Annotated in this window: 11 protein-coding genes; 5 read left to right on the plus strand and 6 right to left on the minus strand. The window is 41.5% G+C overall.

Annotated elements, in window-relative coordinates:
• Window positions 1-92: 92 nt before the first annotated feature.
• The gene (locus FD724_RS03290; RefSeq protein ID WP_179071568.1) at window positions 93-1709 is read right to left on the minus strand and encodes a FecR family protein; all 1617 of its coding nucleotides are present in this window, start codon (window positions 1707-1709) and stop codon (window positions 93-95) included.
• Between the two features lie 542 nt (window positions 1710-2251).
• Here FD724_RS03290 and FD724_RS03295 point away from each other — a divergent pair.
• A complete protein-coding gene (locus FD724_RS03295; protein ID WP_179071569.1) occupies window positions 2252-3553 on the plus strand; it encodes a hypothetical protein in 1302 nt (433 codons plus the stop codon).
• A gap of 48 nt (window positions 3554-3601) precedes the next feature.
• Here the strand turns inward: FD724_RS03295 and FD724_RS03300 are convergent, their stop codons facing one another.
• Entirely contained in the window at window positions 3602-4423 is an 822-nt protein-coding gene (locus tag FD724_RS03300; protein ID WP_179071570.1) for a sulfurtransferase, read from the minus strand.
• 26 nt (window positions 4424-4449) lie between these two features.
• On the opposite strand from FD724_RS03300, the gene FD724_RS03305 reads away from it, so the two are divergent.
• The 4 genes from FD724_RS03305 (at window position 4450) to FD724_RS03320 (ending at window position 9385) form a co-directional block, all read left to right on the plus strand.
• Window positions 4450-5373, plus strand: a complete 924-nt coding sequence (locus FD724_RS03305; protein ID WP_179071571.1) for a tRNA (5-methylaminomethyl-2-thiouridine)(34)-methyltransferase MnmD — start codon at window positions 4450-4452, stop codon at window positions 5371-5373.
• 715 nt (window positions 5374-6088) lie between these two features.
• Window positions 6089-7318 (plus strand): two-component system response regulator, encoded by a 1230-nt coding sequence (locus FD724_RS03310; protein ID WP_114085905.1) that lies wholly within the window; start codon window positions 6089-6091, stop codon window positions 7316-7318.
• A gap of 153 nt (window positions 7319-7471) precedes the next feature.
• Window positions 7472-8851, plus strand: coding sequence for a bifunctional UDP-N-acetylglucosamine diphosphorylase/glucosamine-1-phosphate N-acetyltransferase GlmU (glmU, locus tag FD724_RS03315; RefSeq protein WP_179071572.1), 1380 nt, complete (start codon window positions 7472-7474; stop codon window positions 8849-8851).
• A gap of 111 nt (window positions 8852-8962) precedes the next feature.
• On the plus strand, window positions 8963-9385 hold the full coding sequence (locus FD724_RS03320; protein WP_179071573.1) for a DUF29 family protein: 423 nt from the start codon (window positions 8963-8965) through the stop codon (window positions 9383-9385).
• Here the strand turns inward: FD724_RS03320 and FD724_RS03325 are convergent.
• From FD724_RS03325 to FD724_RS40555, 4 genes are all read right to left on the minus strand, one after another.
• Window positions 9376-10329, minus strand: coding sequence for an isoaspartyl peptidase/L-asparaginase (locus FD724_RS03325; protein ID WP_114085902.1), 954 nt, complete (start codon window positions 10327-10329; stop codon window positions 9376-9378). The genes FD724_RS03320 and FD724_RS03325 overlap by 10 nt on opposite strands.
• Window positions 10329-10523, minus strand: a complete 195-nt coding sequence (locus FD724_RS03330) for a DUF2256 domain-containing protein (RefSeq protein WP_012407669.1) — start codon at window positions 10521-10523, stop codon at window positions 10329-10331. The genes FD724_RS03325 and FD724_RS03330 overlap by 1 nt, the downstream gene beginning before the upstream one ends.
• 232 nt (window positions 10524-10755) lie before the next feature.
• Window positions 10756-13812, minus strand: coding sequence for a hypothetical protein (locus FD724_RS03335; RefSeq protein WP_179071574.1), 3057 nt, complete (start codon window positions 13810-13812; stop codon window positions 10756-10758).
• A 30-nt stretch (window positions 13813-13842) separates the two neighbouring features.
• On the minus strand, window positions 13843-14787 hold the full coding sequence (locus tag FD724_RS40555) for a hypothetical protein (RefSeq protein WP_256874436.1): 945 nt from the start codon (window positions 14785-14787) through the stop codon (window positions 13843-13845).
• Window positions 14788-14826 lie beyond the last annotated feature (39 nt).

Genomic DNA, 14826 nt, shown 5'->3' on the forward strand with positions numbered 1-14826 from the left:
GGAGCAGCTAAGTTGTACAGGACTTACGCAAAATTATGATAAAAAGAACCGCGTTTGCAGAGAGTCTTGTACCCCGGATTAGCAGTTTTGTTTTATGTGCTTGGAGAGCCATTTGGGGTTACAGGTGTTGTCTCTGTCGGAGTCGGGGTTACAGGTGTTGTCTCTGTCGGAGTCGGGGTTACAGGTGTTGTCTCTGTCGGAGTCGGGGTTACAGGTGTTGTCTCTGTCGGAGTCGGGGTTACAGGTGTTGTCTCTGTCGGAGTCGGGGTTACAGGTGTTGTCTCTGTCGGGGTTGGGGTTACAGGTGTTGTCTCTGTCGGGGTTGGGGTTACAGGTGTTGTCTCTGTCGGAGTTGGGGTTACAGGTGTTGTCTCTGTCGGGGTTGGGGTTACAGGTGTTGTCTCTGTTGGAGTCGGGGTTACAGGTGTTGTCTCTGTTGGAGTCGGGGTTACAGGTGTTGTCTCTGTTGGAGTCGGGGTTACAGGTGTTGTCTCTGTCGGGGTTGGGGTTACAGGTGTTGTCTCTATTGGAGTCGGGGTTACAGGTGTTGTCTCTGTCGGGGTTGGGGTTACAGGTGTTGTCTCTATTGGAGTCGGGGTTACAGGTGTTGTCTCTATTGGAGTCGGGGTTAAAGGTGTTGTCTCTATTGGGGTTGGGGTTACAGGTGTAGTTGAAGTGTCAGGTTTTGTTGTAGTTGAAGTGTCAGGTTTTGTTGTAGTTGAAGTGTCAGGTTTTGTTGTAGCTGAAGTGTCAGGTTTTGTTGTAGCTGAAGTGTCAGGTTTTGTTGTAGCTGAAGTGTTAGGTTTTGTTGTAGCTGAAGTGTCAGGTTTTGTTGTAGCTGAAGTGTCAGGTTTTGTTGTAGCTGAAGTGTCAGGTTTTGTTGTAGCTGAAGTGTCAGGTTTTGTTGTAGCTGAGGTATCAGGTTTTGTTGTAGCTGAGGTATCAGGTGTAGGAGTTAGTTGCACAAAAGAGGGATTTTCAATTACTCCCTCACCTTTTATCGGTGGCTGTGCTTTCAAAGCCGCAGCAGTTTCGGCTTGAACACTGGTGATTGCAGGATCAGGCGTAGGCACAGGACTTTGCCTGTTCAAATCAAGTTCCCGAACTAGTTGGCTCGTTTCATAAAAATTTCTCAGATCAAAATCATATAACCTTTCAAACTTTCCTTTAACTATAATCACCATTTGCCCTGCTTCTAGCACCTTAGTTTCAGAAGCTTCTTTGTTAGAAACTTCAATGCCACTATTTGTTAGCGCACCCACAATCGTGGTGTCTGTTTGTTGGTTGTAGCGTACAAATAATGCTGAACCACGAATTGCTGCTGCTGCATTTGGTGTTTGTATACGTGTTTGCCCCTGTCCTGGTGGAATGAGTAACAACACAGTCCCATTTGAAAGTTTAAAGTCACGTGTCTTCGGCAAAAATTGAAATAACGCCTGTTCTCCAACTCGTGCCAGAGAGCCATCATTGAAACGCAAATCTGCTAGGGAAGCTCGACCAGTTGCCACCCCGTCCCCAGGAGTCATTGCGTCTAATTTACGTGCAGGACGTTTCTTTAGCTTATCTTTGGGTATCAGTTGTACTATGTTGCGGAGATCCTGAATCTCTGCTCGCGTTAGAGGAGTTATGGCACTTACCCTATTTGGCAAAGGCAGTACTATAACTCCCCATAAACCAATCACCAATAGTGGAAATGATTTATAAAACATAGTTTGATAATGTGTGAACTTCAACTAATACCAAAAAACTTAAAGATTAAAACTGCTGATAGTTGTTGTAACGATTTATTTATTAATATTATCTTTATTTTTAGTCTAAGTCTAAATTTGATAGACAAAAATGAACCATTTGTTTAGTTTATTTAAGTTTTTATCCTTAAGTTGACATTATATACAATAAAGCCTGCTGCGAATTTCAAAGTTAGTACTTGATATCAATAATTAAATGAAAAATACCTTACATATTATCGATTCTCATCAGATCAATTACAGGGACAAGAAGTTGTTAGGGATGTGTTGTGAAGTAACTCTAGGACGATATTTCACTAAAATTGAGCAGAATGGCTTGTACCGGATTATCTCAGATTTGCAAAAAAATCTAAGATGATCCGAAAATCAGCAATATCAGTTTGTAGTTTCAGTATATACTTACAAGGTTAAGATAAATGCACTCAATTGTATTTTCTGAGTCGGAACTTCTGATACAGCTTGTGGGTCTACATTGGCCAAATGCGATCAACGCAATCTAACAGATGCGACTCAAAAACTGGAAGAATTTGTTTTTTTGTATCTTGTTAGCCTCCAGTGGTGGAAGCTGGTGTTGCATTAGAGTAGATGCGGCAGAATCTGCAAATACAGAGATTTGGCATTCTAAAAATTTAGCAAGCACACAGGTAACTGATCAGCTATGTCAGAAGTTGCAGCAGAGAGTAATTAACTCTTTGTGCCAGCAGTCGAGTGAGTCACAAACTTTAGATTCCCAGATACCGTTAAATCTGGCACAGCAAACACCCGCAACTACACAAACAGATCAAGACCCAACTGAAGAATTTAGGAATACTCAAAAGCAAAATGACCCGCCACCGCTAGAATCGCAGCCAAGTGTTTTGCCTACATCTCCTTCAGATTCAAAAGAGGAACTATTAAATACACCTGATATAAATTATTCTCAAAGACTAGAGAGGCTAATAGAGCTTCTACGATCGCCAAAATCATCTCCTGAGCCTGATAGCGATCGCGAATTGGGGTTACGCATACGGTTACGACCCCTAGAATTGCCTCCTCTTCCACCGATAGAACAACCCGTACCTAAGTTTAAACCCATAGGTTATCTACAGGGTCGTGTCGGTTACTTCCAAACGACTAATATTTTCTCCTCAGATGATAGTCCCATAGAAGATGGTTTAATTATTTCTGGACTGACCCTAACCTCTGCATATTTACCTTTGGGATCTAAGACTTTTTTAAACGGCTCAATAGATGGCAATCTCATTCGTTATATAAATCAGTCACAATACCATTACAACCAGCTAAGATTCAATCTCAGTGTTTACCAGCAGCTATCCCAGCGAATGTATGGAGAACTCAGTTGGAGTAATCAACAGCTATTTTATGCTAATAGCAGCGATCGCCTGGATAGCTTCAAAGCAGGTGATCGCTTTTTAAATGAGAATTCTCTACAACTATCTTTGGGACGGCGAGATCCATTAACTCCAAAATTAACGCTAGACACCTTTTATGAATTAAGTATAAATTTTGCTGACCCCCAAAGTCGCGATCGGATAATCAATTCTTTTTGGGTGTCTCTGAACTACTACTTGCAAGAACCTCTCCAGGTTGGTATTGACTATCAGGTGAACTTCTCAGACTTTACACAGCGCGATCGAGAAGACCAATTCCATCGGATATTTGGGCACTTAAATTACCGAATATCCGATACCACATATATGAATGTACAGGCTGGAATGAGTTTAGGCAGTTCAACCGCCGAAAACATTGATTTTGATGGCTGGTTCTTCAGTATTAATTACTATTTGCAATTAGGTCGGTTTTGAAATTAGTCCTTTGTCAAAAAACAATGACAAATGACAAATGACAAATGACTATAAATAAGAAATCCAATCACTCCAGCTACCAGCATAAAGTTTACCTTTGTTAATGCCAGCTAATTCTAAAGAAAGTAAATTTACGCAAGCAGTAACACCAGAACCGCAATAAACCAAGATTTCTTCGGCTGTTTCTAGCTGTTCCCACCGACGGCGTTGTTCCTCTTGAGGAAGTAGGTAGCCGGAAGAGTCTGTAATTTCTTGCCAAGGATAGTTGACTGCACCAGGAATATGTCCGGCAATTTTATCAATTGGCTCTCGTTCACCTCGATAGCGATCACTTTCTCTCGAATCTACCAATACTACCTTGTCAATATCTTTCCGGGTTTTTACCACATTAATATCCACCAGTTTTTCTGGTTGTAGTTCAGCTACAAACGTACCGATCTGAGGTTGAGGAACGACATCCGTAACTGGATAACCAGCTTTTTGCCATCCAGTAAAGCCTCCATCTAGTACCGCAACTTGCTCATGTCCGAGATAGCGTAACAGCCACCATAAACGAGATGCAAAAGCAAAACGCGAATCATCATAAGCTACCACCAGAGTTTTTTGGTAATTTACCCCAATTGCTGCAAATTTGTTAGCAATATCATTGGGTTCAGGTAAAGGATGTCTCCCGCCATGCTTACCCACTGGACTGGAAAGATCCTGATTTAAATCTAGGTAATATGACCCTTTAATATGGCTTGTTTGGTACTGTTGTTGTCCTAGTTGTGGATCGGCTAAAGAAAAGCGACAATCAACAATAACAACTTGCGGATCTTCTAGATGTTCAAATAGCCAAGCTGGTGAAATAACAAATTGGTTATTGGGCATTGGTCATTATTCAGTTTTTTTGTAAGATGTCAGACTTAGAAAATTTTACACCTAAGCTCACAGCAGATGGTTCTTTCACCTTTGTCTCTGACGATTTTGGTGAATCCTTTCATAGCTATTATGGAGCGAAGCAGGAGAGTTTTTTCAAGTTTGTGGAACCTACTCAACTGGCTACAGTTGCTCAAAAACCAGTTTTGCGACTATTGGATATTTGTTATGGTCTAGGATACAACACAGCTGCTGCTTTGCAGACAATTTGGGCAGTGAATCCCAGTTGTTATGTTGAAGTAATCGGTTTAGAACTGAATCCGGCAGTGCCACAAGGTGCGATCGCTCATCACTTGTTCGACAATTGGAACTGTAACTATATTGAAATCTTGTCCCAGCTAGCTTTTGAGCATCAAGTGCAAACAGATCGCCTGAAAGCAAAGCTACTAATTGGTGATGCTAGAACTACGATCGCGCTAGTACATCAGTCGGATTTCTCGGCAGATGCAATTTTCCTCGATCCCTTTTCGCCACCACAGTGTCCCCAATTATGGACTGTTGAATTTATTAAACAACTCTCATTGTGTCTACATCAAGATGGTTTATTAGCCACCTATTCTTGTTCTGCTGCTATACGCACAGCACTTTTGTCTGCTGGTTTAGCGATCGCTTCTACCCCACCCGTAGGCAGGCGATCGCCTGGTACTGTGGCAGCACATTCTGCAAGTAATGAGTCTCAAAACCGCTCAATACTTACTCCCCTCTCGCAAGTCGAAAAAGAACACTTACTAACCCGTGCTGCTATTCCCTATCGCGATCCTGGATTGAGCGATTCAACCGAAGTCATAGTGATGCGGCGACAACAAGAGCAACAAGCTTCTTCACTCGAACCTACCTCACGTTGGCAAAAAAGGTGGCTATTAAGAACACAAGGCAGGGATTTTATGGGAAGTAATTTGTAGTTGCGATAGTTACGATGGTTATGCCTAAGCAATTGCAAGCTATTTCTTCAGCCCTTAATTTTTAAAACATCCTCTAAGCTCGACTTTATCCAAAATTAAGAATTCGGTTTTCTTTATCCAACAAAAACCTTGGCTTTTTGGCAAACACTTTTTCCGCATCACAAATTATCGATTAACTTAAAAAAGTAAAACGACAGTCCCACAGAGGTTTCAACGATAGCGTTCGTGCAACTACTCCGCAGAAGTATCGCATTGCGAAAAAAATGGATAAAGTCGAGCTTAGAGCCAAATAAATTTAATTTATGATAGTATATAATTTTACACTTTTTTCAGCAGTCTTTGGGTATTGCAATAACTGAGTAAGTAAAAATATGTATACTTAATCATTACTATAAGACTTCTAACTAAAAACCCTCAAATTTGATATAAAGTAACCAAATACAGTACTTTTGGCGCTATTTTTATTTAAAAAATATCCGTGAAAAGCCTGATTTAACAATTGTGAAAATTTATCATACTGGAATTAGAAGCAAAAAATTTGACAATAAGACATTCATTGTTCATAAGATAAAATATACATGCTGCGAAAAAGTCAGATAGGCAGCTTGAAATAATGCATAATCCCTATGAAAACTCTAGCTCAGATACATTCAGATATTAAATTTATTTTTCAAATCTGACACTGTTAACTTGTGCAAAAACTTGGAGTGCCTTTGTGATTCAATGGAAATCCAACCATACAGACTTTACAGAACAAATTGTTAGTGAGTCAAACCCCATTAGCACAGTAAAGAGTATTGGTTCAAATCATGTTGTAGGATCGCAGAATAATGTGGAGGCTTATTCTTTAGGCTTATCTCAGGAAGACCTTATGCTTGAAGATAGCCAAGCAGTATCTTCTTGGATAAAATCTGATATTAATTGTGGTGATGATTCATTGGTCTCTAGAACACTACAAGTCAAAGGTTCTAAAGTGAATGGGTTTGATTTAGATCCGCCGAAGGTTTTAGTAGTTGACGATCATGCCGCCAGTCGGATGACTGCTGTTGCCCTCTTGGGGATGGAAGGATACGAAGTCATTGAGGCAGACAGAGGTTCTACTGTTGTAGGATTGGTAACTCAAAAACAACCAGATTTGATTTTGCTGGATGTGATGATGCCAGGAATGGATGGATTTGAAGTTTGCCAATTGCTGAAACAGGATGAGCAGACTAGGCTAATCCCAGTGATTTTTATTACAGCGTTAAATGACAGGCGATCGCGCATTCGGGGAATTGAAGTTGGGGCAGATGATTTTCTCACCAAACCTTTTGATCGTGTAGAGTTGGCTGCACGTGTGAAGTCCTTGGTACGGCAGAAGCGTCTGAACGAAGATTTAGACCATGCCGAACAAGTATTATTTTCCATTGCTATGTCGATTGAAAGTCGCGATCCTAATACAGGCAACCATTGTGAACGCCTGGTAAAACTAGGACAACTTTTTGGTGAATACCTCAACCTCTCACGCTACCAAATTCGAGATTTGATGTGGGGTGGTTATCTCCACGATATCGGTAAGGTGGGTATTCCCGATGCCGTGCTGCTGAAAAAAGAACAACTCACCGCCAAAGATTGGGAGATCATGAAGCAGCACGTTTTGATTGGGGAAAAAATCTGCCAGCCACTACGCAGTATGCGGGGTGTAATTCCTATTATTCGTCATCACCATGAACGCTGGGATGGTTCAGGCTACCCTGATGCACTCAAGGGGGATGATATTCCCTATCTGGCACAAGTATTTCAATTAATTGATATTTATGATGCTTTAAGTAGTGAACGACCTTACAAAATAGCTTATACCACAGAAGAAGCACTTTCAGTGATGCTAGAAGAAGCTAATTCTGGTTGGCGTAATCCCAAACTAATGCAGCAATTTGCACAGTTTATTCGATGCTGTCAGGAATAGGGGTATTTGTAGCTACCCTAATGAGCAAAAATTGGTATAATCCTGACTCATTGTATATTTCAGTCTTCTATGATTAGCTTGGTATGATTTGAGCCAATATCTTAAAGTACCAACAGCATTAATCATAATTTCACTGATAGCTGATAGCTAATTATGGTAGTTGTAGCAATTCTAGCGGCGGGACGCGGCACACGGATGAAATCACGTTTACCCAAGGTTTTACATTCTTTGGGTGGGCGATCGCTAGTCGAGAGAGTTATCGAAAGTGTAGAACCACTTTCGCCCTCACGACGAATCGTAATTGTCGGGTATCAGTCCGAAGAAGTGCAAACCGCCATGCATTCAATTCCCAACTTGGAGTTTGTTGAACAGACTGTACAACTGGGAACCGGTCATGCCATCCAGCAATTACTTCCACACTTGGAAGATTACACAGGGGATTTGCTGATACTTAACGGCGATTTACCGTTGATACGCAGCGAAACTCTCCAGCAGATGTTACAAACTCACGCCCAAAATCAGAATGCTGCCACCATTCTTACCTCGCACTTACCAGACCCGACAGGCTACGGGCGAGTTTTTTGTAACGATGAAAATATTGTGCAGCAAATGGTCGAACACAAAGATTGTACTGCTGCTCAAAGACAAAATCAGCGGATTAACGCTGGAGTTTACTGCTTCCGTTGGCCAGATTTGGCAAAGGTGCTTCCCCACCTTCAGGCAAACAATGCCCAAAAAGAATACTATCTCACTGATGCCGTCACTCAGGTGGGACAAGTGATGGCGGTGAATGTGGAAGATAACCAAGAAATTCTCGGTATCAACGATCGCCTGCAACTAGCAACAGCATCTGAAATTTTGCAAAAACGAGTCAAGGAAAAATGGATGCTAGCGGGTGTCACCCTCATCGACCCTGCAAGCATCACCATTGATGAAACAGTGGAATTACAGCCAGATGTAATTATTGAACCCCAAACTCACCTGCGGGGAAATACGGTAATTAAAACAGGGAGTCATATTGGGCCGGGAAGTTTAATTGAAAATAGCCAGTTGGCTGAAAACGTCACGGTGCAGTATTCAGTAGTAATAGATAGTACTGTGCAGGCGGGAAGCCGAATTGGCCCTTATGCTCATTTGCGCGGTCACGTACAAGTCGGTGCTGGTTGCCGTGTGGGGAATTTTGTGGAATTAAAAAATACCCAATTAGGCGATCGCACGAATGCAGCACATTTGTCATATATAGGTGATACCATCGTCGGCAATCAGGTGAATATTGGTGCCGGTACAATTACTGCCAATTATGACGGCGTGAAGAAACACCGTACAAAAATAGGCGATCGCACCAAAACTGGAGCCAATAGCGTTTTAGTTGCTCCAATCACCTTGGGAGATGATGTTTACATTGCAGCTGGTTCTACCGTCACAGAAGATGTACCTAATGATTCTCTGGTGATTGCCCGTAGTCGTCAGGTTGTGAAATCAGCTTGGCAAAGGAAAAGTGTTGAAAATGAAACTAAAGATCAACATAAATAATTCATTGATATTAATCGCGGTTGATCTATGGTTTGAGAGCATAAACCAGGATTTTTGCAAGATGTCTAATCTAGCTAGATTAGTAGTGAAGCCAAAATCTCAAAAAATAACATGGAAGAACTGCTAGAACTTAGGCAATTTCTAGAACAAGGCAAAATCCATGAGGCGTTGCTGTTGGTGGATGAGTTAGAAGAAATGAGCCTCAGTGACAAAATCAATAAAATTGATAGTTATGGTGTAATTCTGCTCATCCACTTAATTAAACAAAAGGCTGAAAAACGTTCGACTCGCTCTTGGGATGTTTCGATAGAAAATACAGTGCGTGAAATCAACAAAATAAACAAGCGCCGCAAATCCGGTGATTATTACTTGAATCAGACAGAATTAATGGATATTCTGCAACAAGGATATCAAGTGGCACTGAAAAGAGCGGCGCTAGAAGCTTTTGAGGGGCGTTATGAAGCCCAAGAATTGGCTGCAATGGTTGACCAGGAAGAAATCTTAACTCAGGCGTTAGAATTTATTCAACAATAGCCAATCAATTCACTATCATTCCATTCCAAAGTATCGCCAATTTTTTCGCCGTCGTGATAGGCGGCGAGTAAAATTTCGCTAGTTTTTCCCCAAGCGATCGCTCCACTAGCATCTAAAGCAATCGCTCCTAAATCTCGTTTGTTCTGGTGTGCTTCTCCAAAGGAACGCTGCATAGCCTCCTTCAGGGACATCCCATCAGTGACACGTACTACAATCCGGGGAGCTAAACATTCATCGATGATATCTTCCCCAATGCCAGTACAGCTAACACCAGCATTATTAGTGGCATAATTACCTGCTGGCATCGCAGAATCACTTACTCTTCCAATCCGCTCAAATCCCTTACCACCAGTAGAAGTGCCAGCAGCTAGCCTACCAGAGACATCTAAAGCTACTACGCCAATGGTTCCGCGTCCAGCATTGCTGGTTTCTAGCAGTTCGGGTTCTGCTATCACGCCAGCCATTGTGCTTTTAAAATTATCCTGGCGCTCTTGCATCCACTCTTGTAATCGCAAATCAGTTAAAGCGTTATAGCTGGGAAGTTGCATTTCTCGCGCCAACTCAGCCGATCCGAAATCTGATAGCACTCGGTCTGGCGAGTTTTGTAAAAATTGTGCTAACTCAATGGGATTTTTCACCCGCGAAATATTAATTACACCACTAAACCGCCCTAATGCGCCATCCATTAGGGAAGCACTCATACGGATTTGACCATCAGATTGCAATACTGAACCAGTACCAGCATTAAATCGGGGGTTATCTTCGAGCATTTGGCAACCCTGCACCACCGCCTCAGAAGCAGTTGCTCCTGACAATAGCAGAGAATAGACTTCTTCTATTACTGTATGGAGCGATCGGCGCACGGTCTCTAATCCACCTTTACCGTGGAGAGAACTACCAGCTCCCCCATGAATAATTAATTTAGGTTGCACCTGTAACTCCATTAATCCCCTGCGCTATTTGCGTCTGTGTTGCGATTAGTTTCATTTTGAGCTTCAGAACGGCGACGACGACAACGTTCTGAGCAGTATTTCACATCGTCCCAGCAATCTTGCCACTTTTTACGCCATGTAAAAGGACGTTGACATACCGGACAAATTTTTGTAGGTAGGTCAGATTTAGAACGAACACGCCCCATATAAATGCTGTGTATATGAGAATTTGATTTCTGAGAGAGATGGAAGATAATTATAACCAGTTTGCTATGAAGGGAGAATACTTTCGGAGAACAAATGTGTTGTCAATCTATCTTTAGACTTGTTTTTGACCTCTCTTTTTAGGAGAGAGGCTTTGAATCTTACTCTCCTTCCCTTTTAGGGAATTAGGTCTATATGAAATTTCCAGAGAAGTAAAAGGTGGCGATTTAATGCCTAATTCAGAGGGTTATACGCTGAGAGGAGATGATCTAAAAGCTTATCTTCGTAATTATTCAAATATGCAGCAGATATTTCTAATTCCTGTAATTTATGGTAGATAAAATCACGTTCAAATGTTTCAATACGTTCTTCTAAGTCTCCATAGATTTCCTGAAAGGTAAACTCAGTTGCTAAAGCTGAGGTAATTTGTTCTCGGTTTTTACCAATTGACCGACCGTTGAATTGATAATCACCTTGAGAATCCTGGGATAGTAGCCCAAGAGCGATCGCTAACAGCAGGGTTTGATAAGCTAGTTTTAATTCCCTACCAGAACCAATTTCCTCTGGGATTAAATCGGGAATGTTTTCGTCTAACTCGATTTGTTCGCTCAGAGTCCGTTCATAGCAGTCTCGATAAAACTCAATTTGACTGAGAAAATAAGCCGGAAAACCCAACGAACGGGTCAAAACACACAACCGTCGCTCATCTTCAGCTACCAAAGCGGTTAAAGTGCGACTAAATCGACTGTAAAGCGCAAACATTTGTTCTTTATCTTTTACTCCCACCCAGAGGGTAATCTCTCTTTGAGAAGTTGGGTTTAAATTAGTGTCAATATCCTGAATTCGCAGCAACAAATTAGCGCTATTATAAAGTTGATTCAAACGCAAATTTGCAGTGTTTTCGGCTATTAAATCGGATTGTTTTAATACTTCCCCAATAGACAAATTGCTCAATTGCTTAAACTGTTGGTGAGCATAGCTGATCAGTTGGTTTTTAAATTCTTCAGCAGTAATTTTCCATGACTGAGAGCGACTAATTCGCTCCTGAGTGAATGTCTCAGTTGTTAGTGTAGTTAGGAAATTTTGGTAATAAGCATCAGTATCAGCATCGGTGAGTACTGCGAGTCTAATTTCTGAGAACTTCGTCGTAGCTTGATCGCGTTGAGAAACTAACTCATTATATATTTCAGACAAGTTAGTAAGAGTTTGCCTGAGATTTTCCGCCTTTTGTTTAGCTGTTTTGATCAGATAATTTAATGCTTCGACACGAAGATTGTGAGCGTATAAATCATACTCTAACTTTAATTTTTCATTATAGCTGCGGCGTAATTCTACAATAGTTGTTTTAACGGTACTTTCTAGTCGTTTAATTTGTTTCTGAGCCTTTTCAATTCGACCGCGAATGTTAGTACTGTACTTGAGCCAAACCATCCCTAAGTAAGTCAGAATTGTTACAGCAGTCCAAAGCAAATAATTAACTAAGTTAGCCCAAAAATTTTGCAATAACAACCATAGTGTTGATTGACTGAAAATTCCAGTCATAATCAGCAAGCCTAATAAAGCAGTGGCAACAAAAATAGGATAAATGACCAGATACTGAGAGCGAAATTGGTTTTCTTCTGCTAGCAGTTCATTTAGTTGATCTGTGGCTGTTTCAAGTTGATTTTCAGTGAGAGTTAGTAGATTTTGAGATGAAACGATCACAGCTTCGGCTTGTTCACGGGCGTGAGCGATCGCTATAAAACGAATTTGTCGAGCTTGTTCGATTTCGGCATTTAACGCTTGGCGATACTCAGTAATTGCCGTTTCTAGCTGTTTCTGAGTTGTTTGTAGCTCTTGCTGTTGTTCTTCAGACTTTCTTTCAGCTAAAACATCTTGTAATTGTTGCTGCCGTAATTTTAAGGATAGAACTTGGTTGAGCAACTTTTGAGTGGCTTCTTGATCAATTGTTACTTTCAATCTTGAGTCGAGAAACGCTTCAGCTGCACGCAGTTCTGTAACCAGATTCTCGGATTGATCGCCAATGGCATCCGTTTGCAGTTCCAAATAAAAAAAGGTCAATATGTTTAATAGCCTAACTCCTTCATGCAAGCCTCTAGGTGTAGCATCAGCATAGCGATTAATGCTGCGGTCTAAGAAGGCAGTTAGTGTTGCCTGTAATTGTTTGCAACAATTTTCCAGCGATCGCTTATAGGCAAGTAGCTCTTTATTTTCAAATTGCCGATAAGCACGCTGCAATTCCATCCCATATTCCCGCGCCATCCCAGTACGCATCTCAATGCGCGGATTAAAATCTTGCCAAACTGGTTTGCCGTTATCTCGTTCTAATTGCAGAAAAGCATTGCTGAAATCTTCGCTGAGGACAAATCCTTTGGCATCTAACAGGCATTTGCGGCTTGCCTCTGGAGTGAATTCTGCCTTCGGTAAAAACTGCTCCATGACGATATCGGCAGCTAAGGCAGCACTCAAGCGGTTAATAGTTGTTTCTCCTGGAAAAAATAGTTCTCCATAGCCAAATGCACTATATGCAGGCATTTTCCCCCTGACTTTTTGTGCGCCAATCAATAAGCCACTGGTTTCCGGTTCGACGGTGAGAAAACCTGCCAAAGCATCAGCATAGCTAGGTAAATTATCTTTCAGTCCCCCAATCTGCTCATCCATCAGCCAGCAGTTATCAAAAGGTGGTACTTTTTGAGCGCCTGTAATCACAACGCCACTGGTCATTTTGTAATCTAACTCTTTCAGGAACGTGTAAGCAGCACCATAGTCAGCAGTTGTGGCTTGGGTAAATAGCCCTGGTAGTAGTAATAAAGCTTCTAAGCTGTAAGGAATATCTGTAAAGTACTTAGAAAATAGCCAACGAATCAAGCGTACTATGTCAAAAACTACTCCCATAGCAAATTGATTGCTAACTGACAGCATGAGATATATTCGATGGGTGCTGCTGATTTCTACTCCTTGGCGTTTCGCTGCGATCGCTTCTTTTGATTGACTAGCCGTTTTTAATAATTCAATCAGTGCAGTTTGGATCTCGCCAGTCGCTTCGGTGAACTGGGTACGGATTTTGGAGACATAAGCTTGTTTACTATGAGTTTGAGCCAGATCAAAACTCATGTCAGCAAACTGATCTAACTCGCTACTAAAACCAAAAGCTTGACCATCCCAAGTTAAGGTATGAGTTTGAATTAAACAGGTTTGCTCGGCTGGAAATTCTTGCAGTTGCCGTTTAATAGCTGCACAAAAAGCGGCACTGTGAGGATCGAGTGCAAGTAAAATAGTTGGTTTTGGCATGGGGACACTCTCAGAGTGCAAAATATGGGGCTAAATAATCACATCTAAATCTTCCAGGTAGGCTTCAATTTCCTGGATTTCCATTTCTACCTGTTCTTGAATCTGGGCATCAACCTTGCCTCCCTTTAAAACCTGATTGAGGTGATTGATGTAGTTTTGCAACGTAGATTTGGCTTTGTCTTGGTCTTCGTGGGTAATCCGCTCAACTTTGTCAGCAATTTCCTTAACTAGAGGCAAGTTATTTTTAAAAGCTTTAAATGCTGACTTGCGATCGCCTCCCAAAGGCAAAACTCCGCCTTCTAATCTTTTTGCTTGTTCTGTGGAAACAAAATATTTTTTACTCTGATTGACAACCAATTTATACGGATCAGGTGCCAGGGCTAATGCAAACCAACGCAATGCCCCACCGTCGTCTTCTGGAGGAATTAAATTAGCTAAGTTTGTCCAATTCCGATGTAAGTGTTTAAAGACTTTATTCGGATCTAGGTAAGCTGACTCTAGTTCCCTCATACCGTTAAAGGCAAATAAGGGAACACCGACTTCCACTCGAAACAGCATCACCTTATGAGGTTCACCTGTCGGTACGAAAGAAGGATTATTACTTCCTTTAGGCAAGCGACTAGAAAGAGGTGGATCGCTAAAAATTGTGTTGTTGCTCTCTACTCCGTAGTAATAAAATTCTGTAATTAAGTGCTGCTGTTGAATGGGAATTTCCGATACTTCATACTGCCAGAGAGGAACTGCAAGTTTGCCAAGTTGTTGCAAATCTTGTCCCGCATCTTCGGGATTGCTATCTGCTAAAACCTGCTCAACAGTCATGCTGGTGAGAGGGTAATAAGCTTCATTTACAAATTTTAGAATTTCGTTCTTGACATCTTCAGCTTTTTTCTCAGACCAATTCGTTAAAGTTTGAGACTGTTCTCGATGCCAACGGATAAAATCTTCGCCAGTAACTTTGGGGCGTTTCGATTGCAAATTGATGCGCTGAATGGTGTGAATAAAAGGATTATCGTT

This window comes from Nostoc sp. C057 (genome assembly GCF_013393925.1).
GTDB lineage: Bacteria > Cyanobacteriota > Cyanobacteriia > Cyanobacteriales > Nostocaceae > Nostoc > Nostoc muscorum_A.

Bases quoted from the DNA above. Each gene is read 5' to 3' on its own strand.
- FD724_RS03290 (WP_179071568.1), bottom strand. From the start codon at position 1,709: ATGTTTTATAAATCATTTCCACTATTGGTGATTGGTTTATGGGGAGTT.
- FD724_RS03295 (WP_179071569.1), top strand. From the start codon at position 2,252: ATGCGACTCAAAAACTGGAAGAATTTGTTTTTTTGTATCTTGTTAGCC.
- FD724_RS03300 (WP_179071570.1), bottom strand. From the start codon at position 4,423: ATGCCCAATAACCAATTTGTTATTTCACCAGCTTGGCTATTTGAACAT.
- FD724_RS03305 (WP_179071571.1), top strand. From the start codon at position 4,450: ATGTCAGACTTAGAAAATTTTACACCTAAGCTCACAGCAGATGGTTCT.
- glmU (WP_179071572.1), top strand. From the start codon at position 7,472: ATGGTAGTTGTAGCAATTCTAGCGGCGGGACGCGGCACACGGATGAAA.
- FD724_RS03320 (WP_179071573.1), top strand. From the start codon at position 8,963: ATGGAAGAACTGCTAGAACTTAGGCAATTTCTAGAACAAGGCAAAATC.
- FD724_RS03325 (WP_114085902.1), bottom strand. From the start codon at position 10,329: ATGGAGTTACAGGTGCAACCTAAATTAATTATTCATGGGGGAGCTGGT.
- FD724_RS03330 (WP_012407669.1), bottom strand. From the start codon at position 10,523: ATGGGGCGTGTTCGTTCTAAATCTGACCTACCTACAAAAATTTGTCCG.
- FD724_RS03335 (WP_179071574.1), bottom strand. From the start codon at position 13,812: ATGCCAAAACCAACTATTTTACTTGCACTCGATCCTCACAGTGCCGCT.